This is a genomic window from Sphingomonas sp. SKA58 (genome assembly GCF_000153545.1).
Lineage (GTDB): Bacteria > Pseudomonadota > Alphaproteobacteria > Sphingomonadales > Sphingomonadaceae > Sphingobium > Sphingobium soli.
Genome location: NZ_CH959307.1, coordinates 837942 through 862678 on the forward strand (window position 1 = coordinate 837942; position 24737 = coordinate 862678).

The window sequence follows — 24737 nt, forward strand, 5'->3', positions numbered from 1 at the left end:
GCCGAGCCGGATGATCCGGCCCGGCGCAGGTCAATCAAGCCAGGAAGTCTTCGACGACCTTGAGGAACGCCGCTTCCTGCTCGACCATCGGCAGGTGCCCCGCCGCCGCGATACTCTTGGTGTTGGCGCCGCCAATGCCGGCGGCGAACGCTTCCGTATAGGAAGCAGGCACCAGACCATCGGCCTCACCCCGCACCACGAGCGTCGGTGCCTTGATATAGCGGAGGCGGCGGCCCAGTCCGCGATCCGGGATGGGCCACATGAACTTGGTCGCCGATCCCAGATTCTTCACCCGGAAGACCGCCAATTCCAGCTTGTCATTGTCGGTGAAGGCAGACGTCTCTGCTCCCGCGCTCGAGGGATCATGCCATTTGGCGCTCGCCATTGCGTCGGCGGGCAGGACGAACGGGTCTGGCGCGGGCTCCGCGTCGAGCCACAGCCCATAGGGCGAAACCAGCACCAGCTTGCGCACCAGATGCGGCGACACGGCGGCGAACTCGGCCGCGAACATGCCGCCAAGCGAGTGGCCGATTACGTCGACCGGCCCCTGGCCCCAGTCCTCGACCAGTTGGCGATAGTGCAGGGCGACATCGAGAATATGCTGAAGATCCTCGATCCCGGTGGATTCCCCATAACCGGGATGCTCGGGCGCGATCACGCTGTGTTTGCTGGCCAGCTTCTGCAAATAGGGTGCGTTGCCGGGATGCTGCTCGAAGCCGTGGAGATAGAGCAGGGGAGCGCCACTGCCGCCGCTCCAGCGGCGGATGTCATAGGCGCCGACCTTCGACATGGTCATGGTCATGGGCGTTACTCCTTATTTCGCGAATTCAGGCGCGCGCGCGATGCCCGGCGAGATCGTCGCCACGCGCTTCTGGCTGGTTTCCGGGGTCCAGTGGTCGGGATATTCAGACCACAGATCACGCAAAGTGGGGATAACGCGCTCACCCATGAGGCGGGTATTCTCGGCGGCCACCTCTTCGGCAAGGTCGCCGACATGGCAGCAAGCGATGAGCTGACCGATACGCAGATCCTTGGCAAGCTCGCGCAGCCGCTGGCTCACGCGCTCGGGAGAGCCGGCGATGATGAAGCCCTTTTCATCATATTCCCAGAACGACATTTCCCCGCTCGCCGCGCGCGCCTTGTCCTCGGGGGTCAGCTTGCTCTCGCCGACCTTCATCAAGGTGTTCTGCGAGCGCATGGACTTTGCCGTGGAATAGCCGGGAGGCATGGCAAAGTTCGGGTCGACCGTGTTGGTGCGATAGAAATATCTCACCGCATCATAATATTTGGCTTCGGCTTCCGCATCCGTTTCCGCACAGCAAACGATCTGCGTGAACGCCATGCGGTTCGGATTCATATCACCGCCGCGCTTGTCGCAATATTCCCAATAGGCGTCGACGGTCGGCTTGGCCGAATATAGACCCGAAAAGCTCAAATGCCCGTAGCAATAGTTCTCGTCGATCACGAGATCCCAGGTTTCCACGCTGCCCGAGCCAGGAACCCACACGGGAGGACGTTTCTGAACGGGCCGCGGCAAGATATCGACATAGCGCAGTTTGGTATATTTGCCGTTGAAGGCGAACGGCTCCTGCTCCTCCCAGGCGCGCAGGATGAGGTTTCGCGCCTCATGGAAGCGGTCACGCACCTCGATCGGCGGATTGCCATAGGCAAAGGCCGAGTCCATCGGCGTGCCGAACACGAAGCCGGCAATGAGGCGCCCATCCGAAACGCAGTCCAGATAGGCCATTTCCTCCGCAATCCGGACGGGCGGATTATACAATGCGAGCGAATTGCCGATCACCAGGATCGCGGCATTTTCCGTCGTGCTGGCTAGGCTTGCCGCAAGCAGGTTCGGCGAGGGCGTCATCGCGAAACCAGTGGCATGGTGCTCGTTTACGGCAAGCCCATCGAACCCGACCTTGTCTGCCCCCTGCATGAGGCGAATGAACATGCGATACATTTCGCCGCTCTCGCGCGGATCGAAGAGCGATGGAGTGGGCTTGACCCAGTTCAGCTCCCCGCTTTCGACGAAATCTTTCGGAACATTCGGATATGTTACCTCCGCAAACCAATGAAATTTCATGGGACTATCCTTCCTTCAACTAGCGGACCGCGGCGACATCCGTCGCGACGACATTCTCAGTTCATGAGCTTCCCTTGCGCCATCCACGGCGTGATCACGGCATCCAGGCCGCCGTCGCAGCTTATCATCGCGCCGTTGGTGTAGGCGGCCTCGTCACTGGAGAAATAGGCGACGAGCGCGGCTATGTGCTGCGGTTCACCGAGTTGCGGCACATAGACGGCATTGAGCGTGGATTTCAGGGTTTCCGGCGCATGCTCGCGAAGCGCCTGCGTGGCGATGGGACCAGGACAGATCGTGTTGCAGCGAATGCCCTGACGGCCATATTGCGCGGCGACATAGCGGCTGAAGTTGACGACGGCCGCCTTCGACGATCCATAGGCAACCAACGCGCAATCGCCGCCCAGCCCTGAATCCGAGGCAATGTTGACGATCGACCCGCTGCCATTTTTGAGCATGTGCGGGAGCGCATATTTGGTGGCGATGAAATAGCTGCGGACGTTGACCGCAAAGGACTGATCCCAGGTTTCGATGGACGTTTCCAGAACGGTAGTATCCGCGCCAGTTCCCCCCGTATGGGCCACATTATTGTTGAGGATGTCCAGTCGGCCGTATCGTTCGATCGCGGTATCCACCATCGCCTTGATGGAAGCCGGATCGAAGGCATCGAGGTGGACCGCCGACGCGCCGCCGCCGATCTCATTTGCCACCTTTTCCGCTGCATCGACCGCTATGTCGGCGATCAGCACGGTCGCGCCCTCCGACGCCAGCCTCCGCGCCGCCGCGCTGCCCAGACCACCGGCGCCGCCGGTGATGATGGCCACTTTTCCTTCGACTCTCCGCATATCGCCCTCTCTGGAAATATTTAGTGGGGCGCGCCGGCGTGAGACGCCATGCGCGCCCGCCTGATCAGAACCGCGTGCTCAACTGGATGCCGTAAGTGGCGGGCTTGCCGGCGTAGCGGATCACCGCGTCCTGCTGCTTCTCCACCGTGGTCCAGTAATATTTGTTGAAAATGTTTCGGCCGAAGAGGCCCACGCGCCAATTGCCATCCGGCGACTTCACCCCTGCCCGGAGATCGACCAGGACATAGGGATTGAGGTCATAATTGCCCTTACCCCCGGCGATCAGAAGATCGTTGCCGAACGCGGCAGTCGTGCGGCTGTGATAGTTCACCGCGCCGCCGACATAGGCTTCCATGCTGCTGGAGATGGGGAAGTCATACTGAGCGTCGCCAGCCAATTGCCATTTGGCCGCATAGGGGAAGCTTTCGCCCGAATAATCGGCGAAAATGCCACCGGCATTATAGCCCGTATACTGCTTGATCTTACTGTCGAGATAGGTTCCCGAAGCGCTGATGTTCAGGCCGCGTGTCGGTTGCCACACCAGTTCCAGTTCAGCACCCTGGAGACGGGATTTCGGGATGTTGACGAGTTGCTGGATGCCGCCGAACACCAGATCCTGAAGCAGCACATAGATCTGCTTGTCACTATAGTCATAATAGAAGGCGGCACCATTGATCTGCATGGTGTGCTCGAACAGTGGCGCCTTGAAGCCGACTTCGTAGGCAAGCAGCGATTCTTGCTTGACCGGAAGATTTGAAGTGAATGTCGAAGCGGAGAAGGCCGGGATGCTACCCGCCTTATAGCCTCGGCTGACATTCGCGTAGAGGAGCGTTGCGCCTGGCGTCTTGTAGTTCAGGCCCACGCGCCAGGAAACATTGTCTTCTCGCAGGCGACCGAACGATGGCGCCGGGTTGAAATTTTCGTCCAGGGTGGTGCAGTCGCCCGGTGAAACAGGCATGACCGGCGTGGTCTTGGTGCCTATATTGGCATAGAATTGCTGCGTTCCCAAACTGAGAGCCGCACCCGCCGCATCCGTCGCTACGGCGCAGCTCCGGCCGTCGCGATTGGTTTTGGTGTAGCGAATACCGCCTTGCAGGGTGAGGCTCGGCACGATCTCCCATTCGGCGTTGCCAAACACCGCATAGGATTTGATCGTATTGTCACTCAGCCCGTTGGCAGTCGCAAAGTCCAAGCCATCCGGCCCGATAAAGCCCAGTTCGCCATTCGGTCCGATCGGCCCAAGGCCGGCGAACACGCCATGCGCGTTGGAAGCGTCCTTCAAATAATATGTGAAGAGCTGATGCACCTTATGGTGCGAATAGTTGCCGCCCAGAATCCACTGGATCGGCCCATTCTCCCCTTCGAGACGCAATTCCTGGTTGAAGGTTTTGACAGTGCCGGTGCCGTAGCGATCACCCGTCAGATAGGTGTAGCCGTCATTGTCATAGAATGCCTTGGTGCTGAACTTCTGGTAGGCCGTGATGGAAACCAACCGCAGATCATCGCTCAGTTCATAGTTGATACGGCCAGCGGTCATCCAGAACCAGTCATCACGCGCATAATCCCGGTCAGGCGTCCAATCCGCCGCACGCGGATCGTCAGGCGGCAGCGGATAGTTCGCGACCCCCGAAATCACGCCGGCAGGCACCTGGGGATCGATCTTGCGGACCTGAGGAGCAATAGTGTCGGACTTGTCGATCCAACCTGTGGCGTTGATTTGCACAGTCAAACGCTCGGTCGGCTCCCAGTCGAGCAATGCCCTTCCCTGCCATTGTTCCTGGCGGCCCAACGTGTCGTTGCGCGTGTAGCTTTTCTGCCAGTCGCCGCCCTGGACCGTCCGAACGGCAAGACGCCCTTTCAAGGTGCTGCTTAGAGGACCACTGACGAACCCGGTTGCGTCGAGCGTGTTGAACCGGCCATATTCGGCATCTACGCCAGCAGAGAATTCGTTGGTGGGTTTGGCCGCGATATAGTTGAACGCGCCGCCCGTGGAGTTCTGACCGTAAAGCGTACCCTGTGGCCCCTTGAGTACCTCGACCCGTTCCAGATCGAAGATCGAACCCTTGGTCATGAAGCTGTAGGGTAGCGGGACTTCATCGACATACACGCTGACGGTCGGCCCGGCCGACAGGCTCTGATCGACGAAACCGACGCCGCGCAACGTATAGATGGGAACGCCCAGCGCGGTTTCCGCATAGGCGAAGCCGGGAACCGTCTTGACCAGATCGGCCGCCGTCGAAACACCGCGCTCGATCAGGGCATCCCCCGAGATCGCGGCGATCGACATGCCGACATTGTTGATCGACTGCGCACGCTTTTGCGCAGTGACAACGATGTCTTCGATCCCCGACTGTGTTGCTTCACTAGTCGGAGGGGGCGCTGCGGAAACGGGCGCATCTTGTGCATAAAGTGGCGATGTTGAAAATGCCAATGCCAAGAGGGAAACCCCACGCGATATAGAAATCCCCATGCTCTTCATAACATCCTCCTCCCAGGTTTATGCCAGAACAACTAGATTTGGTCCGTTTTGAAGACCTGTGTTTCTGGCTTTCAATTCATCCTCACCTATTGGTATTGCTATCGGTACCGTCATTATCTTGTTGGCGGTTACGCTTCCTCCATGAGTTCAAGATATCGGTGAATCTCAATCCCAAAGGGCAAACCATGGAACCGGCCGGGCCGATTTCCCTAACATGTTGCAGAGTTTTTCTTAAACACGTTACAGGTTCGACATACCGCCGCTCGGGGAAAGCTGTCAAGCAGGGGGCATGCGATTTTTTTCGTTCCGTGGCCGCCCTCGCGTTCACGCCAGGACAATGCACACGTTTCATTTTTGTGCAAAACCCCATAAGACTGTGGGATGAACAAGCGAGAAGCCAACAAAAGGGAGCGCCGAGCGCGGGTCGTGGCCGCCGCGCGCAGCATGATCCACGAGGATTCCTTCTCCATGCGCACGCTGGCCGAAAAGGCCGGGGTCAGCGTGGTCACGGCCTACAGTCTCTTCGGATCGCGGCAGAATATCATTTCCGCCATCTACCAGGAGGATCTGGCCGTCTTTGAGGATGAGTTGGATGCGCTTGGCGTCGACGCGATCGAACGGATGTTCGCGGCGCTAAGCTTGGCCGCGCACCATTTTAAGGAAAGCCCGGCCTTCAATCAGGCGATGTTTCGCGCCATCTACGGAAGTGCCGATTCTGCGTTGAGCGACGGCTTCATCACGCCGCGTATCCGCTCATGGGAAAAGCTCGTCGCAGAGGCTGCTGCGACCGGGCTCCTTGATAGCGACGTGAACGTCAACGCCATGGCGAAAAACATCATCCATATGCTGATCGGCTCGATTCTGGATTGGGTCCGGGACAACATCACGCTCGAGCAGATGCATGCCGAGGTCGCCTATGGTCTCAGCCTGATCCTGATTCCCGTCGCCACCAAGAAGTCCGTGCCGGGATTGTTCGCTCGCTTCGCCGAACATGATGCGACGTTGAGGAGACTGGCGCAAGCAACGGATGGGACACCAGAAGATCGGGATGTTTGAGCGTCGCCCATCCTGCTCGGACACCGGCGTGAGAGGGAGGGCCATCGGAGCACCGAACGCCAATATTGGCGGCGGGACAGTCGATTGAGCGCCCATCGTTATTCCCGACGATATGCCGCCCAACCCGGTGTGCATCGTCCTGGCTTGTCTGCATGGCGCGACCTTGCAAAAGTTGCCTCTGCCTTTGAGACGGTGAGCCACCGGGATCTTTTCGGGAGGATGGCGTTCCGCCTTTGACCCTTGCCTACAACGCCCTCCCTTGCTTGTCGGCGATTCGCCCCAGCAACGTGCCTTGGTTGCCGCCGTTGAACAGCGCCATGAATGTCTCCGGCAGGCTATCGAATCCATCCCGCAAATCCTCTCGGTGAGCGAGCAAACCCTGCTTCGCCCATTCCGCGATCTTCTTCTGCGCATCCGGGATATCGGTCGAAAAGTCGTTCAACAAAAAGCCACTCAGGGTTATGCTGCCGTAGATGATCCGCATCATGTCGAGGGGACGCCCCGCATCGGGATCGGCTACATCATAGGTGGCGATCTGGCCGCAAAGAACGATTCGTCCATGACGGTTGGTGCGCGCCAAAGCCTGATGAAGGAATTCACCTCCGACATTGTCGAACACGACATCCACCCCATCGGGGCAAAGCGCCGCCAAGCGATCGGGAACATCCTCGCGCACATAGTCGATCACTGAAGTAATACCGCAGTCCTCGCGCAGCCAGCGAGCCTTCTCAACCGACCCACACAGGCCCACGACGCGACAGCCCAATATGCGGCCGAACTGCGCCGCCATCGCCCCCACTGATCCGGCGGCGCCGGAAACAAGCAGCGTCTCCCCCTTTCTGGCCCTCCCAACGGCGATCACACCAAAATAGGCCGTCAGGGCGTTCATACCGAACAAGCCCATTGCTGCGCGCGAAGATATGCCGTCGGGAATGACCCGGAGGCCCCGGCCTTCCGGGCTTACCCATTCATAATCCTGCCAGGTGCCGAGGCCAACGACCAGCGCGCCAACCGGCCAGGCTGGATCGTCTGAAAAGAGGATCCGGCTTGCCGCGGGCGCGAGTATGGGATCACCGATCTCGATGGTGGGATAATAGCTTTCACGCCTGCCACTGATCCAATTGCGGATCGTAGGCGCGCAAAGCAGCAACTCGTGCCGCAACAGCAACTTTCCCTGCCCGAGTGGCGGTGCCAGTGGCGTCTCATCCAGAATGAAATCTTCGCGCCGGACTGTCCCCTCCGGGCGGCGCGCCAGCCGCCAACGACGATTTATCACGTCAATTTGATCCCTCAAGGTCAACCCTCCTGCCCTTATCTGTAACGTGGTTCAGATTTTTTTCGGCTCCAATCGTGGACGCTTCAGAAATCGCGCTTATCGGCCATGTCTTAGATCAGGGATACGCGCCACGCAGCCGGTGCGGCTCAAAAGGGGTTGATCCGGCCGGCGAGACTCGATACTAAACTTTAACACGTTAAAGTCAAAGTATAGCATGGTATCCCGTTGGCTATGCCCGATCGGGAACTGAGAGGTGCCGATGAGCATGGAAGGCGCAGTGCGTGCGCGGCCCAATGGGTTCGCGCGCGTTGGCGGGCGATTGGCCGGAAAGGTAGCCGTCATCACCGGCGGAGCGAGCGGCATCGGGCAGGCCTGCGCGGTGCGTTTCGCCCGCGAGGGCGCAGCCATCGTTATTGCCGACTTTGCCGATGCGCGTCGAACCGTTGCCCTTGTCGAGGAAATCGGTGGCACAGCCCATTCGGTGTCGACCGACACCACGAACGCCGAGCAATGCGAAGCGATGATCGACCAGGCAACGGAGATTTTCGGCCAGGTCGATATCATCGTCGCGTCCGCCGGCATCGCGACCGCCGCCGGACGCAGTAACGTGCAGGCTCGCGCCGCATCATCAGGCGCCAGCGACGTGGTCAGGCTCGCGGCAGCCGATTTCCGTCGCGTCATCGAGGTCAATGTTACGGGCGTGATGCAGACTGCCCGCGCCGGTGCGCGCCAGATGCTGCGCCAGGGCTCGGGCGGCGCCATCGTCCTCGTCGCCTCGACCGCGGGCCGCATCCCTCTGGCCGGCGCAGCACCCTATTGCGTATCCAAAGCCGGCGTCTGGATGCTGACCAAGGTCGTGGCTCTCGAACTTGTGCAGACGGGTATCCGCGTCAATGCGGTTGGTCCGGGCTACACGGCAACACCGCTTATCGCCGGTATCGAAGACGATCCCCATGCCCTCGGGATGGCCATGGCGATTACGCCGATGAAGCGCCTGGGCCTCCCTGAAGAGGTGGCCGACGCCTGCCTCTATCTCGCGAGCGATGAGTCCAGCTTTGTCACCGGCCAGATCCTGCACCCGGCAGGGGGGCAATTCACCGACTAACCAACATGATGGAAGAGGATCGAGGAATGATTGGAGACAGATTGAAGGGCAAGGTCGCGGTGATTACCGGCGGCGCGAGCGGCATTGGCCAGGCCTGTGCGGTGCGCTTCGCGGAGGAAGGCGCCGACATCGTCGTGGCCGACCTCCAGCCTGGCGATGCAACGGTCCGGCTGGTGGAAGAGCTTGGCCGCAAGGCCATCGCCGTAAAGGTCGACACGACGTCCGAAGCCGACTGCGACAACATGATCGCCGAAGCTGTGCGCCAGTTCGGTCATGTCGACGTCGGCGTGATGTGCGCGGGTGTCGCCTCCTTCCCGGAAGATGAGAGGGAAGGCGTGGACCCCCATGATTCCGGCCATGTCATCCATGTCACCACGGCGAAGTTCCAGAAGGTGATCGACATTAATGTCACCGGCGTCATGCTGAGTGCCCGCGCGCTCGCGCGGCAGCTCCTCAAGCAGGGCACAGGCGGCTCGATCGTCAACATCGCCTCGACCGCAGGGAGGATTCCGGTGGCCGGGGCCTCCGCCTACTGCGTCTCCAAAGCCGGCGTGATCATGCTAACCAAGGTGATGGCGCTGGAACTTGCCCAGACGGGCATCCGCATCAACGCCGTCGGGCCGGGTTTCACGACAACGCCGATGTGGGACGTCCCCCAGGACAGCGACGCCTATCGCTGGGCCATGAGCATCACGCCGATGAACCGCAATGGCACCCCCCGCGAGCAGGCCGACGCCTGCCTGTATCTTGCCTGCGATGAGAGCAGCTTCATGACGGGCCAGACCCTGCACCCGGCCGGCGGCCAGTTCACCGGCTGAGGGACATTCGATGGGAAATCTGGAAGGGCGCGTCGCGCTAGTCACCGGAGGCCTAGGGGGCATCGGCCTTGCGATTGCGCAGCGCTATGTCGCCGAGGGAGCCACGGTATGGGTAACGGATATCGCGCAGGAGGGCACGCCGCCTGTGCTCTCCGCCCTGGGCCGGCTCGGCAACGAGCTGCGCTATTTCCATCTCGACGTCACCGACGAGACGGAATGGCGGGCGGCCGAGCAACGCCTGCGCGAGGCAGGGCAAGGCCTGGATATCCTTGTCCTTAACGCCGGCGTCGCCAGCGGCGGCGCGACGACCGACGTCGAGCTGGCCGAATGGCGTCGCATCATGGCGGTGAACGCGGATGGCGTGTTCCTTGGCATCCGGTCAATGACGAACCTGCTTGCGGAAAGCGGAGCGGGGCGGCGCGGTGGATCAAGCATCGTTGTCCTGTCCTCGATCCTTGGGCTGGTAGGCTATGCCGAGACAGCCGCCTACAATGCGAGCAAGGGCGCCGTCCGGCTGCTCGCGAAGGCAACCGCGGTCGAATTCGCGACCGCGCAACGGCCGGTCCGGGTCAATTCCATCCATCCGGGCTTCATCCGCACGGAAATGGCTCTGGGGGAGGCTCGAACACGCGAAACAGCCGGCGAATCCGGAGCGCTCACCGACCTGATGGCGACGCTCGAGGGCAAGACCCCCATGGGTCGGCTTGGGGAGCCCGAGGAAGTCGCCGGCGTCGCCGCCTTTCTGGCATCCGAGGATTCCAGCTTCATGACCGGATCGGAACTGATCGTCGATGGTGGATGGACGGCGTGGTGACGGCGCAAGATGACGCCAGCACGGTCATGGACGCAGGTTCACTACCGACCGGAACAGCGGAACCCGTGAAGCGTGTTCCGCTCATTCCCCTCATTGGCGCCCTTTGGCTTTCGGAAACGATCGCAGCCTTTGGCTCCTCGATGACCTATGCGGCGACACGCTCGTTGATCGCCGCCTTTGGCGATCCGGTCTCGATCGGTTGGCTGGTGACGCTGTTCCTGCTGGTGGGTGCTGCCGCGACCCCTGTCGCCGCTCGCTTCGGCGATATGTTCGGTCGCAAGCGAGTACTGCTCGTCGTTTTGGGCATTGGCGGTCTGGGGTTGGCCATCGGCGCCGCGACGGATTTCTATCCGCTCGTTCTACTGGGCCGCGCGCTCCAGGGCCTTCACCTGGCCGCCATGGCGCTCTCCTTCGGCATCCTGCGCGAATGTGTCAGTCCCGCGCGCCTGCCGCTGTCGATAGGGATCGTCTTGTCAGCCGTGGCATCGGGCACCTTGTCGGCCATGCTGCTGGGAGGCTGGGCCGCCGACCTATATGGATGGCGCGCGGTATTTGCCCTTGGCGTGATCGGAACCGCCCTGGCCTGGTCTGCGCTGGCGCTCTTCGTGCCAGCGGGGCCTCGCGGCAAGGATAGCGGCCCGGTGGACATGATCAGCATCTGGCTGAGCGTTCCATCCATCGCCGGCACGCTGTTCGTGGTCAGCAATCTGCGGAGCTGGGGTTGGACAAACCCCGCGCTGATCGGAATTTTGGCCGGCAGCATCCTCCTCGCCCTGTTTTGGGTGCGGCACAGCTTGCGCACGCCACAGCCATTGATCGACCTGCGCCTTTTCGCGCGCAAGCAGGTGCTGATCATCAATATCGTCTATATCTGCGCTTCGTTCGGAGCATTCCAGGTCATATTGCTCATGTCGATGCTCATGCAGACCCCTGCCTTCACGGGGATCGGCCTCGGCGTGTCCGCCAAGGCGGCGGGCTTGGCCACCATACCCGCCGCAATCCTGTCGCTAGCGGCAGCGCCGTTAGGTGGCATGCTGGTTCAACGTATTGGCGGACGAGCGGTTATGATCCTTTCTGGTCTTGTGATGACCGCCGGCTTTCTGTTCACGGCGCGATGGCATGACAGCCTCGCCATCGTCACGTTCGGCTTCAGCTTCATCACCATCGGCACCACCATGCTCTATGCGGCCGGGCCACCCATCCTGATTGCTGCCGTGCCTACCGACCGCACCAGCGAAGCGCTGGGGATGATGACTGTTCTTCGCGCTCTGGCGACGGCGGCCGGCGCCCAAATGGTAGCGGTGCTGCTCGCGAGTGACACCGTCAGCAGCCCAACGGACCCGACCACGCATTTCCCAAGCGGCGCGGCCTTTTCGCTCACGTTCCTGGTCATGATCATCCTGTCCGGCCTGACGACGATTCTCGCCTATGCAATTGCCCGTAGAGGGGACGCTGATCGGACAGCGCAGGATCTGCGGCAGCCGGCGACGGCGATCGACCATGCGCTATCCCTGGATTCCATCAAGGAACGATAAATGAAAGCTGTCCGCTTTATCGAGGAAGGACGCCCGCCTGAAATTCTCGACGTGCCGAAGCCCGCGCCCGGGCCTGGAGAGATCCTCGTCAAAATAGCGGGAGCCGGTGTGTGCCATTCCGACTTGCATGTTCTGGATCACGGCATCGGCATCCCCGGTCCTTTCACGCTGGGTCACGAGAATGCCGGATGGGTGGCCGCGCTCGGCCAGGGCGTGACGGGCTGGAAGGAAGGTGAGCCGGTTGCAGTCTATGGGCCGTGGGGATGCGGTCTCTGCCACCAATGCCAGACGTCCGCCGAAAATTATTGTGAGCGTCACGCCAGCATTCCCTCCTACGGCGGAGGGCTGGGTTCGGACGGCGGCATGGCCGAATATATGATCGTCCCCTCCCCCCGCCTGCTTGTTCCCCTGGGTAAGCTGAACCCTGCCATGGCAGCGCCACTAAGCGATGCTGCCCTTACACCCTATCATGCAATCAAGGCTGCGCTGCCACTGCTCACGCCCGATGCAACCGTGGTCGTGCTGGGTATTGGCGGTCTCGGTCATATAGCCGTTCAGATCTTGAAAGCACTGACGTCGGCCCGTTTGATCGCGTGCGACATTGATGAAGCTAAACTCGCTCATGCACGACAGTTGGGAGTCGAGCGGACCATAAACACGCAGGATGGGGCTCTCGCTGCCGAGGAGATCGCTGACCTGGTTGGGGAACGTGGCGTTACCGTCGCACTTGATTTTGTAGGGGCGCAACCGACAATCGATCTATGCAGCCGTATCGTGGGAAGGGCGAGCCGGATCTCAGTGGTCGGCTTGGCAGGCGGGACGCTGCATTATTCCCCTAACATGCCGCCCTTCGGCTGTGAGGTCAGCATCCCCTATTGGGGTTCGCGGACGGAACTGATCGAAGTCATCGCCTTGGCCGAATCGGGCCACATCAGGGCGGCGGTCGAAACGTTCCCGCTGGAGAATGCGGTGGATGTCTATCAACGGCTGCGCGAAGGCCGCATCGAAGGCCGGGCTGTTCTCCTGCCCTGAAAGCGGCTGGAGGCGGCATCGGACGTGCGATCGCCTGTCGCTCGTCATCCTCAGGCCGGTATCAATTTTGCGAGGCTCACCCAACCGAGGTCGAATATACATTGCCGAGCGATCACATTATTCGGCCCGAATGACCCCTGTTGAAGAACGCATCGAGATCCTCTGCAAGGACGATACCAGGATTGCCGGTCACCTCTGGACCGCAGGGGGGCGGCAGGAAGGAGGTAGCGTTATCATCAATCCCGCAACGGGCGTGGTGGCTCGCTATTATCACCGATACGCCCGGTTCCTCGCATCCCATGGGTTCGACGTCATTACCTACGATTATCGCGGTATTGGTCTATCACGGCCTCAACGGTTGCAGGATTGCGGTTATCGCTGGCGAGACTGGGGTGAACTGGACTTCGATGCCGTCCTCCGCTTCACGCGAGCGCGCCGTCCGGAAAGTCCCCTCAAGGTTGTCGGCCACAGCATTGGCGGCTTTATCCCCGGCCTGGCAGAATCCGGCGATCAGATCGAGCGAATGCTGACGGTAGGCGCTCAATATGCCTGGTGGGGCGACTATGCCCCTCGCCAACGCGCCGGACTGCTTCTCAAATGGCATCTGGTCATGCCCGTCCTGACGGCCCTCCTCGGTTACTTTCCGGGCAAGCGCCTCGGCTGGCTCGAGGATCTCCCCGCCGGCGTCGCCAATGAATGGAGTTTCCGGGGGGCGCGCTTTGAGCGCAGCCATCCCAGAGGAGATCGGGAAGCGGTGCTTGAACGAATGGCGGCGGTCAGGGGACGCATCCTGGCAGTCGCCGTTTCTGACGATCCGTTGGGCACGGTGCCTGCCATATGCCGAACGCTCTCTTACTATCGAAACGCTGAGCGCACCGCGGTCCTGCTCTCGCCCCACGATCTGGGGCGCGCGACCATCGGTCATTTCGACCTCTTCCGCGCATATCATGAGAGCGGCTTCTGGAAGGATACGCTTGACTGGCTGAAGGACCGCAAGCTTCCCTGGCCGAACAATGTGCTGGCCACCTGCTGAGTGGACCCATTGATGCGGCCTGTTCCATAGCGCCCGCGCCGCCAATCGGAAGACAGGACTCCTAGCCCCTCGGCTCCTCTCGCGGGTGGGCTGCTGGCCTGAAGTGGCATCAGGTTTGCTTGGGTCACTATTCACCATCGGCCTTTGCCCTCCGCATTCCCTCGAACGACCTGTAGGCTGAGCACCGACTTCGCCGCTCAGCACCGTTTTCACCGCCGCTCGCGAAATGGGCGCGATCCTGTTGGCAGCCATGTCATGCCCCCTTCCGCTGTGAGGTGGGGGCACTGGAGATCCCTGGGCGTTCCAGATCGCCGATGCGCTGGCTGAAAGATCCAACAAGAGCCGAATCATCCACTTGACAGCACCATCAAAGCGGGGATAGAAAACTTTAACACGTTTCAGTAAAAACAGTCGCGGTTCGACAATGTCGATTTATGCGGCATCAAAGGTTCGTTTTTGATGATGGCATCGCCATCAACGATAATCCAACCATTGATGAAGTATAATTCAAGTTATCATCCAAAAAGATGATCACTTTATTGGGTAGATTTAAGGCGTGCGTGGCCGGCGTCGACACCGATGCCTATGCGCATGACCAAAGAATGTGACCTCAGTCATGTCGAACCGCTGAGCTAGGGAAGTGGATGAGATGGGCGACGGGTCAAATAGCACTGCGCTGGACAAGGATGAAATCCTGGAGCGCTACGCTCTTGAAAAAGCAAAGCGTAGCGGCGATGTGAGCGACCGGCACTATACCCGGCTCGAAGGCAAATTTTCCCACTTCCAGATCGATCCGCACACACCTTACCACGAACGCTCCAGCGTCGAGCGGGAAGTGACAGCCGTGGTCCTCGGTTCCGGTTGGGCCGGCATTCATTCTGGATTGAATATCAAGCTTGCGGGAATCGACGACGTCTGCGTGATCGACAAGGCCGGTGATTTCGGCGGCGTATGGTATTGGAACCGCTATCCGGGCGTCGCCTGTGACACGGAATCCTATATCTATATGCCGATGCTCGAAGAGATGGGCGTGATGCCGAAGGCGAACTATGCCAGCGGTGCGGAAATCCTTGCCCATGCCCAGGCGATCGCGCGCAAATACGGCCTGTATGAAAATGCCCTGTTGCAGACAGGCGTCACCGAGGCGCGCTGGGACGAGAAAGCCAATCGCTGGCGGTTAACCACCGACCGTGGCGATGCCATCACGACGAAATATTTCGTCGTGACCGCAGGCGCGTTGCAGACGCCGAAACTTCCCCGCATCGACGGGGTCGAAGATTTTGCGGGGCATTGCTTCCACACCAGTCGGTGGGACTATGAATATACCGGCGGCGACTCATCTGGCGGCCTGTCCAGGCTGGCCGGCAAGCGGGTGGCGATCATTGGGACGGGCGCCACCGCGATCCAGTGCATACCGCATCTCGCGCAGTCCGCAGGCCATCTTTACGTCGTGCAACGCACGCCTTCGACCATTGACGTGCGCAACGAACACCCGACCGATAAGAACTGGTATATATCCCAACCGCCGGGCTGGCAGATGGAGCGAATTCGCAACTTCAATACGGTTACCGCGATGGAGCCGTTCACTGTTGATCTGGTCGATGATGGCTGGACCAGGCCAGCGGTAGAGGCGGCGCGCCGGATTCGCCCGGATATGGCCAGTGGGGAAGTCCAGGCGGTGCTGGACGCCGTCGACCTCGAAACCACCGAGCGGATTCGCGCTCGGGTCAGCGAAGTCGTTCACGACCCGGCCGTCGCGGAAAGGCTGAAGGCATGGTATCCGCGGATGTGCAAGCGCCCCTGCTTCCATGATGGCTATCTCGATGTCTACAACCGCGATAACGTGACGCTGGTCGACACCGGAGGGCGGGGTGTGGAAAGCATTACCCCCGAAGGGTTCAGCGTCAACGGCAAGCAGTATGATGTCGATTGCATCATCTATTCCACAGGCTTTGAACTCGGCCCTTATGCCGAGACGCCCGTCACCCTTCCGGTCTTTGGGAAGGACGGACTGACGCTGAAAGACAAATGGCGCGATGGGGCAACCACGATGCATGGTTTCCACATTCACGGCTTCCCGAATTTCTTCATGGTTTCCATCGCGCAAAGCGCATGGGGTTTCAACTTCATGCAGATGCTGCTCGAACAGGGCAAGCACATCGGCTACTTGATCGGCGAACTCGAACGTCGCGGTGCCAATCGCGCTGAAGTGACCGTCACGGCGGAGGCCGCCTGGGTTGCGCACCACGAGAGCCTCGCGACAAGGATGGCAAACGTGGAAAACTGCACGCCAGGCTGGGTCAACAATGAGGGCAATCTCTCGATCCGCACCGCACGCGGGGGGGCCTATGGTGGGGGCGTGAATGCGTTTCTCACCATTCTGGAGCAGTGGCGCGCCAAAGGCGACCTAGAAGGTCTTGCGATCGAGTAGCCGATTTGCGGAACGCACCTGTCGGCCTCTGCTGCCTCGTCCAGGATGCAGCTATCGACTGACCCGGTGAATCTCATAATTTTACGGAAATAGCGACGATGACCAATGACATTGACGTAATTCGTTCCTTCTTTGACGTCATGCAAACGGAAGGATTTGAAGCTGCCATCGCCAAGTTCGGCGCGAAGGATTTCACCTGGTGGGCGGCGGGACTTGGCGAAATCCAGGACAAGGTCGGGCGGATCGGCCAGATCATGGCGGAGAACCTTGATCAGGACGGTCTGCGACTGGATCGCAATACCTTTACGGGTTCGGACAATCGGGTAGCCGTTGAGGCTGAATGCTTCGCTACCCTGAAAGACGGGAAGAAATATAATAATAAATATGTATTCATTTTTTACCTTGAGGACAGCAAGATCAGAGTCATGAAGGAATATAACGACACGGCACATGCTCATGCGGTCTGGGGTCAGCTCTTTGACAATCTATAGTCTGGCTAAGGATTGGGAGTAACTCGCCGATTTCTAGACGGATCGTGTCAAACCGCTGATCCTCAACCAACCAAATGTACAGCCTCTATAATCAGCCAACTCGTGCGTGTAGATGGACGGGTGTCATCTATTGTGCGCGGTCCTGCCTATCCGCAAGCTGAGACAAGCGAGGAGTCGTCAGGATGCCCCCAACTCAAAGTCATGATTGGAAATCACAATCCTTCCTTCGCGGTCACGCACTCGACAATACGGAAATATAACCCCTCTATCTCGATATCATAGGCAAAGGCCTGCTGGCTGATGCCAAGCACCTTTCGGCGCATCAAAGAAGGTGCGCTTCAACAATCCGGCCAGGGCATTCCCCTGTCGGCGTCTTGTCCCTATCTCGACGGCCTCTCAGGCTTTATCGAATTTCACCTGCTTCGCGGCGAAGCCTAGATGGATAACACGTTCTTTCCTCGCATGGGGCTGGCGGTCACGTCAGGAACGAGGTGTGGAGGCGCTCCGAGGCCTTCCACAATGCGCGGCGCATCGCCGGTGCCGAGTAGCTGCTCTATCTCGGCATCCGCGCTTCGCGGTCCAATCCGTAAGTGCCAACGCCGCAGCGGCGGCCTGACAGCTTCTCGAGCAAGTCGCTTGGTCCACGGCGAGGGCGGGGTGGCGGTCCCGCTCTTGTTCAAGCAGCGAGACACTCATGTTCTTTCATGTGACGTATCTGCAAGGTTTCCAGCCTCGCGGCACCCAGTGCGAGCAGTCGCTCGATCTCATCGGAGGTTCGCCGCACGGCGAGTTTCAGCGCTTCGTCGATGTGGATGTAGTCCTGCGTGACGTTCTGGGAGGCATGGCCGAGCATGGCCCGGATCGTTAACTCTGAAAAGCCGAGGTCGCCGGCCACGCTGCCGAAAGTATGGCGCAGCGTGTGAGGTGTAACGCCCTCGATCCTCGCCAGCTTGCAGACGCGCTGGAGACAGGCGCTGACCGCCGTGAAAGCGCCTGAGCCTAGTTCCGAAGGGAAGGTATGGGGATTGCCGACGATCTCCGGCTGGCTCTCGATGACTCTGACCGCCGCAGGTCCGATCGCCCGAATCTGCGCGCCGCCCTTGGTGTCGGGGAACGCTACATAACCGCCCGCTGTACTGACCCACGCGCGCTGCATGGCTTGGCCTTCCTCCCGCCGGTATCCGGTCAGCAGCAACGCACGAAGCGCACCGAGAGCGACTGGATTCTCGCCGTTGCGCTCGGCATAGGCCATTGCCTTCCCCATCATTTCGATCTCGATGACGCTCAAGCGCCGAGTTTTCTTTCTGCCGGCGAGCTTCTTCGCGCCCTCCGTAGGATGCTTGGCGAGCAGGCCCTTATGCTTGGCGTGGCCGATGATCGCTTGGATCGTTCCAACGCATCCCGAGGCTGCGGAGGGGCCGCCCGTCGCCCTGCCGCCACGACCAGGGCCGCGCGGCTTTGCGGTCTTTCCCTCCTTTACGTCGGATTGCATCTGTTCGATGTCTGAGGGGGTCAGGTGTCGCACGATCCGCTTGCCGAGCAGCGGTTTGATGTGCGTTTTGATCCGGCTCTCGTCCTTATCGAGCGATGACGCCTTGATCGGCAGATTCTTACGTCCAAGGATGCGGCCGGCGCGCGCCTCGACAAGATACCAGTTGCACATCTCGGCAACGTTCATGTCTCTTCGAGCCTCATATACCTCCTTGGCCGGGTCTTCACCCCGAGCCACGGCGCCCAGCTTGATCTTCGCTTGGTTGCGCGCTTGCTCGATAGTCAGCACCCCGTAACGGCCGAGATTGAGGCGGCGCTTGATGCCTTCGATGTTGCGATACTGGATGATGAACGTCTTGAGTCCGGACGGCAGCACCCGCACGCCGAAGCCCTTGATCTCGGTGTCCCACAGGATTGTTTGCTTCTCGGCTGGCAGTTCCAGCGCATCGACGGCACGCTTGGTCACTTTCGCGGTTGGCATGGTCATCCTCCGATTGGAGACAAAGCTAGACGTGGCCGGCCTTGTCTCCACATTGTCTCCAGAATTCGCCGTTTGGCAGCCAATCGAAGGGTACAATGTCGTAGGGATAACGTCAATAACTGACTGAAAAATCGTGTAAAATACAACAACTGGCAAGCCTGGCGTAGGCCGCCGTTTAAGTTGCCAAGGTTGGGGTCGAGGGTTCGAATCCCTTCGCCCGCTCCAGTTTTCGACGAATTTCAATATTCTGGCCTCATGCGATCGGGCCTGCGGTTAGATATGAGCGCTTTGATCTGGCAAGCCCATATCCATTTCGTATCCATTCGAAATTGTACGTGCGACGAGGTTTGGCCGAGAGGCGGAATGTGATCGACGCGACAAATTTCGGATCGTGGCCAATTTAGGGTTCAGGACCCAGTGATGTGAGCGAACAGGGTCACTGGCTGCATGCGCACAATGTGATGCGCCGCGCGTCTTGAAACGCCCTGATCTAAGGATGGTCGACATTGTAAAGCCGCTGGACCGCGACGCGTTCGCCCACGGCCTTGTCCAGTAGCAGATAAGCGAGCACCCTGCCCCCGCGCGCGTAGATGGCGAGCAGGCTGCCATCGGCCTGCCGCTCGGGCGGCTGCTCGATGGTCCAGCCCGGCGCAGGCGGCTGGGCCAGGCTGGCGACGAAGGGCTGAACCTGCTTACGCGGCAGTAGATAGATGCGCGCCTCCAGCAGCCCGGCGTCTGGTTCGATCCGGTCGCGCACCGCCAGGCTGGCGCGCGTCAACCGCGCGGAGGTCGCGTCGCCAAGCGGCAATTCGTCGCTGGCGATCAGCGCGGCCGGCACGGGCGGCAGGTCGGGCCGCCGCGCAGCGTCGCAAGCGGCGATCATCATCGCCGGCAACAGCCATGCCCAGCCAAGGCCCGACCGTCCGATCAGGGCTGAGCCGTCCGGGTGACCGAAGCCAGCCGATCTTCAAAGGCGCTGGCCACCGCGTCACCGACACCAAGTTCACCCGTCTGCCCGTTGACCGGCAACGCGCCGCGCTCCAGCCGGATGCCGGCGGCGGCGCCTTCATCGGCGATGGCGTTCTTGACCGCGATCTGCATCCATTCCTTGCCCACTGCCGCGCCCCCGGCCACGACCCGGCCGGTCGGACCGCCCAGCGAGGCGACTTTGTCCACCACGGTGAGTGCGGATTTCAGGATAGCGGTGACGGTTTCGCGCTGATCGGCCACATCGGCGGACCGTGCCGTGGTTGCGGCATAGACGCCGCCCACAAAATAGCCGAGAGCGCCGGCATTGGCGCGCCGTTCCTGATCGGTGCCGACGACGGTTTCCACCTGGTTGAGATAGTCGACCGGATTTTCGGTCGCATAATTGCCAACCTGCAACCGGCCCATCTGCTGGCCCAGTTCCTGCTCGCGGCCTTGGTTCAGCATTTCCTTGGCATAGGCGGCGAAGCTGGAGCCATCCATCGTCTGCTGGTTGTAGGTGAGTTCGCGCATGACGCCTGTGGTGTCGCTGTCGATGATGGCGGTGAGGCCGTCGGTCATCTGGCGCAGCGTTTCATCCTTGCCGACAACGGTCAAGCCGCCAAGGACGCTGTCGGTGTCGCGCACCGCGCGCAGCGTCTGGACGCCCGCGTCGAAGACCTGCGCCTTGAGATCGGGGTCATAGGTGCTGGCGGCGGCGCCCATGATCGCTTCGAAACTGTCGGCATTCCAGCTGATCGAGTTGCTTGCGCCCGCTTGGCTCGCGATCGTCATCAACTGGCCGTCGGTGGCGGACGTCAGCACATCGGGCAACTTGTCGCCAATGGCTTCGAACCCCAGCTGCGCATAGCTGCCGCGCAGCGAGCCGAGCACGTCGCCGACCGCCGTGGCCTCCGCATCCTGCATTTGGCTGCTGGAATAGCCCAAGCCATAATGCGCCTGAGTCGCGTCATCGACGCCGCCCTTCATCGCGGCAATATAATCGACTTTGGCCTGGGACGATCCATGGGTAGCGACCGCCTGGCCCAATTCGGTGACGGGATCGAAGCCGCCATTGTCCGCGCCGGCAAAGGCATCGCTCAATGCGGCAAGGCTGTCGCCGTCCAGCTTGCCAGCCATGTCGGCGAAGAAGGCGCGGCGCTCGTCGCCCGACAGGCCGCCATTGCCGAACCAGTCGCCATCCATCACCTCATGTGCGACGCGGTCCAGATCACCCGACTGTGCAAGGCGATCGACCACCTGGTCGGCCTGGTCCGCAGGCAGAGCGGTCAGCGTGTTGACGACATCATGGGTTTCGTCGTTGCTGACAGTGTTGAACCAGCCCGACGTATCGAGCTTGTCATGAATGGTGGTGACGGCATCGCCGACGGGATCGGTCATGGCGGGCGCTCCGATGATGTTTGCGACTGGACCCGTTGTGGCGCAGGCGCGTGCGATTGGCGCTCGGCGATCCGACTAGGCGGGCTAGTCGATCCGATTAGGCAGGGTCGATGGGGGGGCAAGCAATGGGACGCGCCGCCCCTTCCTTAAAGGCCAAGGCGCTGGGCGATCTATCGCGAGCCGGCCAGATGGCCAGCGTCAGTCGTCATAATCGACGTGCAGGTTGAACTTGCCGTCGGGCTGAAGCGTGAAGACGAAATGCTTCCACTTCGCGCGCCCCTGCTGCTGCATGCGATCGCGCAGCTTCGCCAGTTCGGCGTGAATGGTTTCATTCTGCTCATAGGACGGCACGAAATAATTGCGGTCCTTGTCGGGCGAGGCATAAGCGAACAGAAGGTCGCTATAGCCGTCGCCCACTTCGCCTTCGGTCCACAGCTTCTGCCATCCCGCCGGCGCAGCCTGCGCCAGTTGCCGGGCGATGGTCAGATGCGGATCGGCTTCGCTCACTTCTGTCCTCCGGGCACATTGTCGAACATGCGCGTGCGCGGCACGCCGTCGATGCTGTAGGTTACCCGAAAATTGTCGGGCCGCTGACTGTCGGACCCATATTTCACCTCGATCTTCACATCAACCGTCTTACCCTCGTTGAGCGCGGTCTGGAAGGTGCGCTCCAGATCGCGCCACGCGCCCATGTTGAAGTTGCCATTCATCGGCACGAGGTTCACGCGCTCACCCGGACCATTGAAGATGGAGGCGATCAAATGCCCGCCCTGGTCGTCGGGCAGGCGATCTTCGCGGCCGGACACGCCCTGCTGATAGCTGTTGCGGTCGGCGGTGTGGAGATCAAGCTGGCCCTCGACATCAGCGACCCGGCCTTGCGCATCGGTGCGATAGGTGTAGCCGTTGACGACATAATCGGCGTTGGGCGTTAGATTGCGGGCGTTGAGTTCGGGCGACCAGTCGCCCTTGCTGCCGCCATCCATCTCGATCCGCGGGCGCGCTGCATCGGCAATCTCGTCGCCATGCCGGGTCGCCTGCTGCGCCACTTCGCTGCCGGCATCGAGCGCCTTGTCGCCGCCGCGGATCGCGCCCTTGGCGAGATCGCCCACGCCCGGCACCCAAGCGACCGCGGCGAGACCGAGATTGCCCCAGGCGCCGTCCTTGCCCTGGATCACGTCGCCGATCGCGGAGACGGTATCGCGCGCGTCGCCAATCTGCCCGACGACGGGAATGAAGCCGCCGACCACCTGGCCGGCGGTCGCCGACCAGCTGTCATTGTCGCTGAAGTCGCCCTTAACCAGACCTTCGAAGAAGGCGCCGACGCCTTCTTCCGATTGCGCGTCCTGCAGCGTCGCATCCGGCGCGACCGGCTGCGGCGCGGCCTGGGGCGAGGGTTGCGGGGTCGGTTCAGGCGTCGCCTCGATCGTGATCGGCGCGAGCGTCGTGACGTCCGATGGCGGCGTCAGCTGCGCTTCGATCGCGGCGGTGATAGCGGCGGGATCAGTGGTGCCGAGCCGCGCGGCGGTGGCGTCCCATGCCTCCTTGTAGCCCAAGCCCGCAGGCTGGCTGCCCCAAGTGGCGGCGGCGGGCGCATCGGGGAAGTTGCCGACGGCGAATTCCTGTCCCTCGATCGACACGCCGAAGGGCGCATTGTCGTTCGCCGCCTGCATCGCTGCGCTGAACTGGCCCTGTTCGACCGGGGTCAGCTGCGCTTCGATCGCGGCGGCGAGATCCGCCTGGGCCTGCGGATCATCGGGAGTATGGGCGCGGACATCGGCGGCGAGCGCGGTTGTATCGAGGGTGCCTGCGGTGCGATGTTCGCTCACCATGTCGGCCGCAACATCTGTCGATGTGGACGTGCTCGAACCAATGCCAGCCGAGCCCTGGCCAATGCTGTCTGCAGCTTCCGTACCCATGATTACACCCTCGATACCTCTGGGACTGAAGAAAGGGGGGAGCGGCGTGAAGGGGATGGGGGAAGCCGCTCCCCGCGCGATGCGCGTCAGCCGCGCGCCGCGTTGGTGAGCGCGTTGACCAGGCCGAACAGCAGGAAGGAAGAGAGCTGCTGCGTGATCTCGCCCATGCTCGGCATCTCGCTGCCCGGGCCGTAAATCGCGCCGACCTTGGTCAGGTTGAGATCGGCCTGAGTGGCGATGTCGCCGGTCAATTCCGAGCGCCAGCCAGCGCCGGTGGCATTTTCCTGGAGCACGAAACCGTCGCGAGTCAGCATGTCGAGCATCTGGCCATTGTTCGACTGAGTGATCGACAGGTCGCCAATCTGGTTCTGGCTGATGCCGTCCACCACGATCGCCTGATCGCCCTTGGTGATGGTCAGCTTGCTGGCCAGATATTCATTGGGGTTGGCGGCATATTGTTCGGTGTCGATGGTGATCTTGGTGCCGTTTTCCAGTTCGAAGCTGGTCGTGCCCCAGAAGTCGAAGGCATGCTTGCCATCGATGTCGACATGGGGATCACCCCAGACGCGCGTAGTTTCTCCGGTGCTGGCGTTGTAGATGCGGATTTCCGAGTTACGCTCGTCCAGTTCCAGGGAATAGCCATCGCCCAGATCGATCGACGCCTGGCTTTCGCCCTCCATCGAAGCGGACCAGCTGGCGCCTTCGGTCGGGGCGAAGCTCGACGCCTGGCCGCCCGTGCCCGGCAGCATCGTGCCGCCCTGCATCTGGAACATCATCGGTAGCGCAGCCGACGCGAAGGCGCTGGCCATGAGCGGCTGGAAATAGCTGGCCATGATGCCGCTGGCGAGTTGCAGCGTCATTCCCCCGGCCAGCGGGTTCGCCCCGAAATTGTTCGTGACGTTGAGATTGAACGTATTGTTGATGATCGTTGTCATGTTCATTCCCTCTCGTTGCAAAGAACCGGCGCAGGCCGGCAGTTCATGCGGGACGCGCGCCTTCCAGAGCGACGCGCGCCTGATCCAGTCCATCAACGATGCCGGCAATGTCGCTGGCCGATCCGAGTGTCGAAGCGCCGATCGCGCTGTCCGCCAGGTCGAGCGTCCGACCATCGGCATAGGCCGCCATGTCGGTCGCGACGGCGCTGGCGAAATCCTCGACAGCGCGCGTGAGCGCGCCGGCATCAGCGGCCGAGCCGCCAAAACTCGCGCTTATCTGGTCCGCCAAGGCGCGAAGGCCATAGACGTCGCCCTGCCCGGGGGCGCTGATCGGCAGCAGGCCGAAGTTGCCAGCGATCTGGCCGACGATCTGGCTGGCAAGCGCGCGGGCCTGATCGACCGGGCCAACGCCAGCGGAAGCGCCACCCGTCTGGCCGAGGGCGCCGATCGCGCTGGCGCTGCTGATATTGGGGTCGATCGTCATGGGTCCTGTCTCATCCTGTCGACGGCCAGCGCCGTCCTGTCGCTGAGCATAAAAGCAGATCGGGCGGG

Annotated in this window: 21 protein-coding genes; 9 read left to right on the forward strand and 12 right to left on the reverse strand. The window is 61.2% G+C overall.

Annotated elements, in window-relative coordinates; genetic code table 11:
* Positions 1–34: 34 nt before the first annotated feature.
* From SKA58_RS13510 to SKA58_RS13525, 4 genes are all read right to left on the reverse strand, one after another.
* Positions 35–802, reverse strand: coding sequence for an alpha/beta fold hydrolase (locus tag SKA58_RS13510; RefSeq protein ID WP_009823006.1), 768 nt, complete (start codon positions 800–802; stop codon positions 35–37).
* A 12-nt stretch (positions 803–814) separates the two neighbouring features.
* Positions 815–2083 (reverse strand): LLM class flavin-dependent oxidoreductase, encoded by a 1269-nt coding sequence (locus SKA58_RS13515; protein ID WP_009823007.1) that lies wholly within the window; start codon positions 2081–2083, stop codon positions 815–817.
* Positions 2084–2139: 56 nt separating this feature from the next.
* The gene (locus tag SKA58_RS13520; protein ID WP_009823008.1) at positions 2140–2904 is read right to left on the reverse strand and encodes an SDR family NAD(P)-dependent oxidoreductase; all 765 of its coding nucleotides are present in this window, start codon (positions 2902–2904) and stop codon (positions 2140–2142) included.
* Between the two features lie 85 nt (positions 2905–2989).
* Positions 2990–5212 carry a TonB-dependent receptor gene (locus tag SKA58_RS13525; protein ID WP_198005965.1) on the reverse strand — a complete coding sequence of 741 codons (2223 nt, stop codon included), beginning with the start codon at positions 5210–5212 and terminating at the stop codon, positions 2990–2992.
* A 618-nt stretch (positions 5213–5830) separates the two neighbouring features.
* Here SKA58_RS13525 and SKA58_RS19180 point away from each other — a divergent pair.
* A complete protein-coding gene (locus tag SKA58_RS19180; protein WP_161626753.1) occupies positions 5831–6460 on the forward strand; it encodes a TetR/AcrR family transcriptional regulator in 630 nt (209 codons plus the stop codon).
* 244 nt (positions 6461–6704) lie between these two features.
* Here SKA58_RS19180 and SKA58_RS13535 read toward each other — a convergent pair whose 3' ends face one another.
* Complete coding sequence (locus tag SKA58_RS13535) at positions 6705–7736, reverse strand: MDR family NADP-dependent oxidoreductase (RefSeq protein ID WP_037543182.1); 1032 nt, start codon at positions 7734–7736, stop codon at positions 6705–6707.
* 265 nt (positions 7737–8001) lie between these two features.
* On the opposite strand from SKA58_RS13535, the gene SKA58_RS13540 reads away from it, so the two are divergent.
* From SKA58_RS13540 to SKA58_RS13575, 8 genes are all read left to right on the forward strand, one after another.
* Complete coding sequence (locus SKA58_RS13540) at positions 8002–8841, forward strand: SDR family NAD(P)-dependent oxidoreductase (protein WP_156784237.1); 840 nt, start codon at positions 8002–8004, stop codon at positions 8839–8841.
* A gap of 5 nt (positions 8842–8846) precedes the next feature.
* Positions 8847–9659, forward strand: coding sequence for an SDR family NAD(P)-dependent oxidoreductase (locus SKA58_RS13545; RefSeq protein WP_198005966.1), 813 nt, complete (start codon positions 8847–8849; stop codon positions 9657–9659).
* A 10-nt stretch (positions 9660–9669) separates the two neighbouring features.
* Positions 9670–10473, forward strand: a complete 804-nt coding sequence (locus tag SKA58_RS13550) for an SDR family oxidoreductase (protein ID WP_009823014.1) — start codon at positions 9670–9672, stop codon at positions 10471–10473.
* The gene (locus SKA58_RS13555) at positions 10470–12008 is read left to right on the forward strand and encodes an MFS transporter (protein WP_198005967.1); all 1539 of its coding nucleotides are present in this window, start codon (positions 10470–10472) and stop codon (positions 12006–12008) included. The genes SKA58_RS13550 and SKA58_RS13555 overlap by 4 nt, the downstream gene beginning before the upstream one ends.
* Positions 12009–13040: an NAD(P)-dependent alcohol dehydrogenase gene (locus tag SKA58_RS13560; RefSeq protein WP_009823016.1), complete on the forward strand. Its 1032-nt coding sequence runs from the start codon at positions 12009–12011 to the stop codon at positions 13038–13040.
* Between the two features lie 130 nt (positions 13041–13170).
* On the forward strand, positions 13171–14073 hold the full coding sequence (locus tag SKA58_RS13565; RefSeq protein WP_009823017.1) for an alpha/beta hydrolase family protein: 903 nt from the start codon (positions 13171–13173) through the stop codon (positions 14071–14073).
* 649 nt (positions 14074–14722) lie between these two features.
* Positions 14723–16504, forward strand: coding sequence for a flavin-containing monooxygenase (locus tag SKA58_RS13570; protein WP_009823019.1), 1782 nt, complete (start codon positions 14723–14725; stop codon positions 16502–16504).
* Positions 16505–16602: 98 nt separating this feature from the next.
* The gene (locus SKA58_RS13575) at positions 16603–16995 is read left to right on the forward strand and encodes a nuclear transport factor 2 family protein (protein WP_009823020.1); all 393 of its coding nucleotides are present in this window, start codon (positions 16603–16605) and stop codon (positions 16993–16995) included.
* A 676-nt stretch (positions 16996–17671) separates the two neighbouring features.
* On the opposite strand, the gene SKA58_RS13580 is transcribed toward SKA58_RS13575, so the two are convergent.
* The 7 genes from SKA58_RS13580 to SKA58_RS20100 form a co-directional block, all read right to left on the reverse strand.
* Positions 17672–18967, reverse strand: coding sequence for a tyrosine-type recombinase/integrase (locus SKA58_RS13580; protein WP_050763048.1), 1296 nt, complete (start codon positions 18965–18967; stop codon positions 17672–17674).
* 490 nt (positions 18968–19457) lie between these two features.
* Entirely contained in the window at positions 19458–19853 is a 396-nt protein-coding gene (locus SKA58_RS13585; RefSeq protein ID WP_009823023.1) for a hypothetical protein, read from the reverse strand.
* Between the two features lie 41 nt (positions 19854–19894).
* Positions 19895–21334 carry a hypothetical protein gene (locus tag SKA58_RS13590; RefSeq protein WP_009823024.1) on the reverse strand — a complete coding sequence of 480 codons (1440 nt, stop codon included), beginning with the start codon at positions 21332–21334 and terminating at the stop codon, positions 19895–19897.
* 198 nt (positions 21335–21532) lie between these two features.
* Positions 21533–21841, reverse strand: coding sequence for an immunity protein YezG family protein (locus tag SKA58_RS13595; protein WP_009823025.1), 309 nt, complete (start codon positions 21839–21841; stop codon positions 21533–21535).
* Entirely contained in the window at positions 21838–23250 is a 1413-nt protein-coding gene (locus SKA58_RS20095; protein WP_009823026.1) for a DNA/RNA non-specific endonuclease, read from the reverse strand. Before SKA58_RS20095 ends, SKA58_RS13595 begins: the two co-directional genes overlap by 4 nt.
* An 86-nt stretch (positions 23251–23336) precedes the next feature.
* Positions 23337–24185: a DUF1521 domain-containing protein gene (locus tag SKA58_RS19185; protein ID WP_198005968.1), complete on the reverse strand. Its 849-nt coding sequence runs from the start codon at positions 24183–24185 to the stop codon at positions 23337–23339.
* A 43-nt stretch (positions 24186–24228) separates the two neighbouring features.
* Positions 24229–24669 carry a hypothetical protein gene (locus tag SKA58_RS20100; protein WP_009823028.1) on the reverse strand — a complete coding sequence of 147 codons (441 nt, stop codon included), beginning with the start codon at positions 24667–24669 and terminating at the stop codon, positions 24229–24231.
* Between the last annotated feature and the right edge of the window lie 68 nt (positions 24670–24737).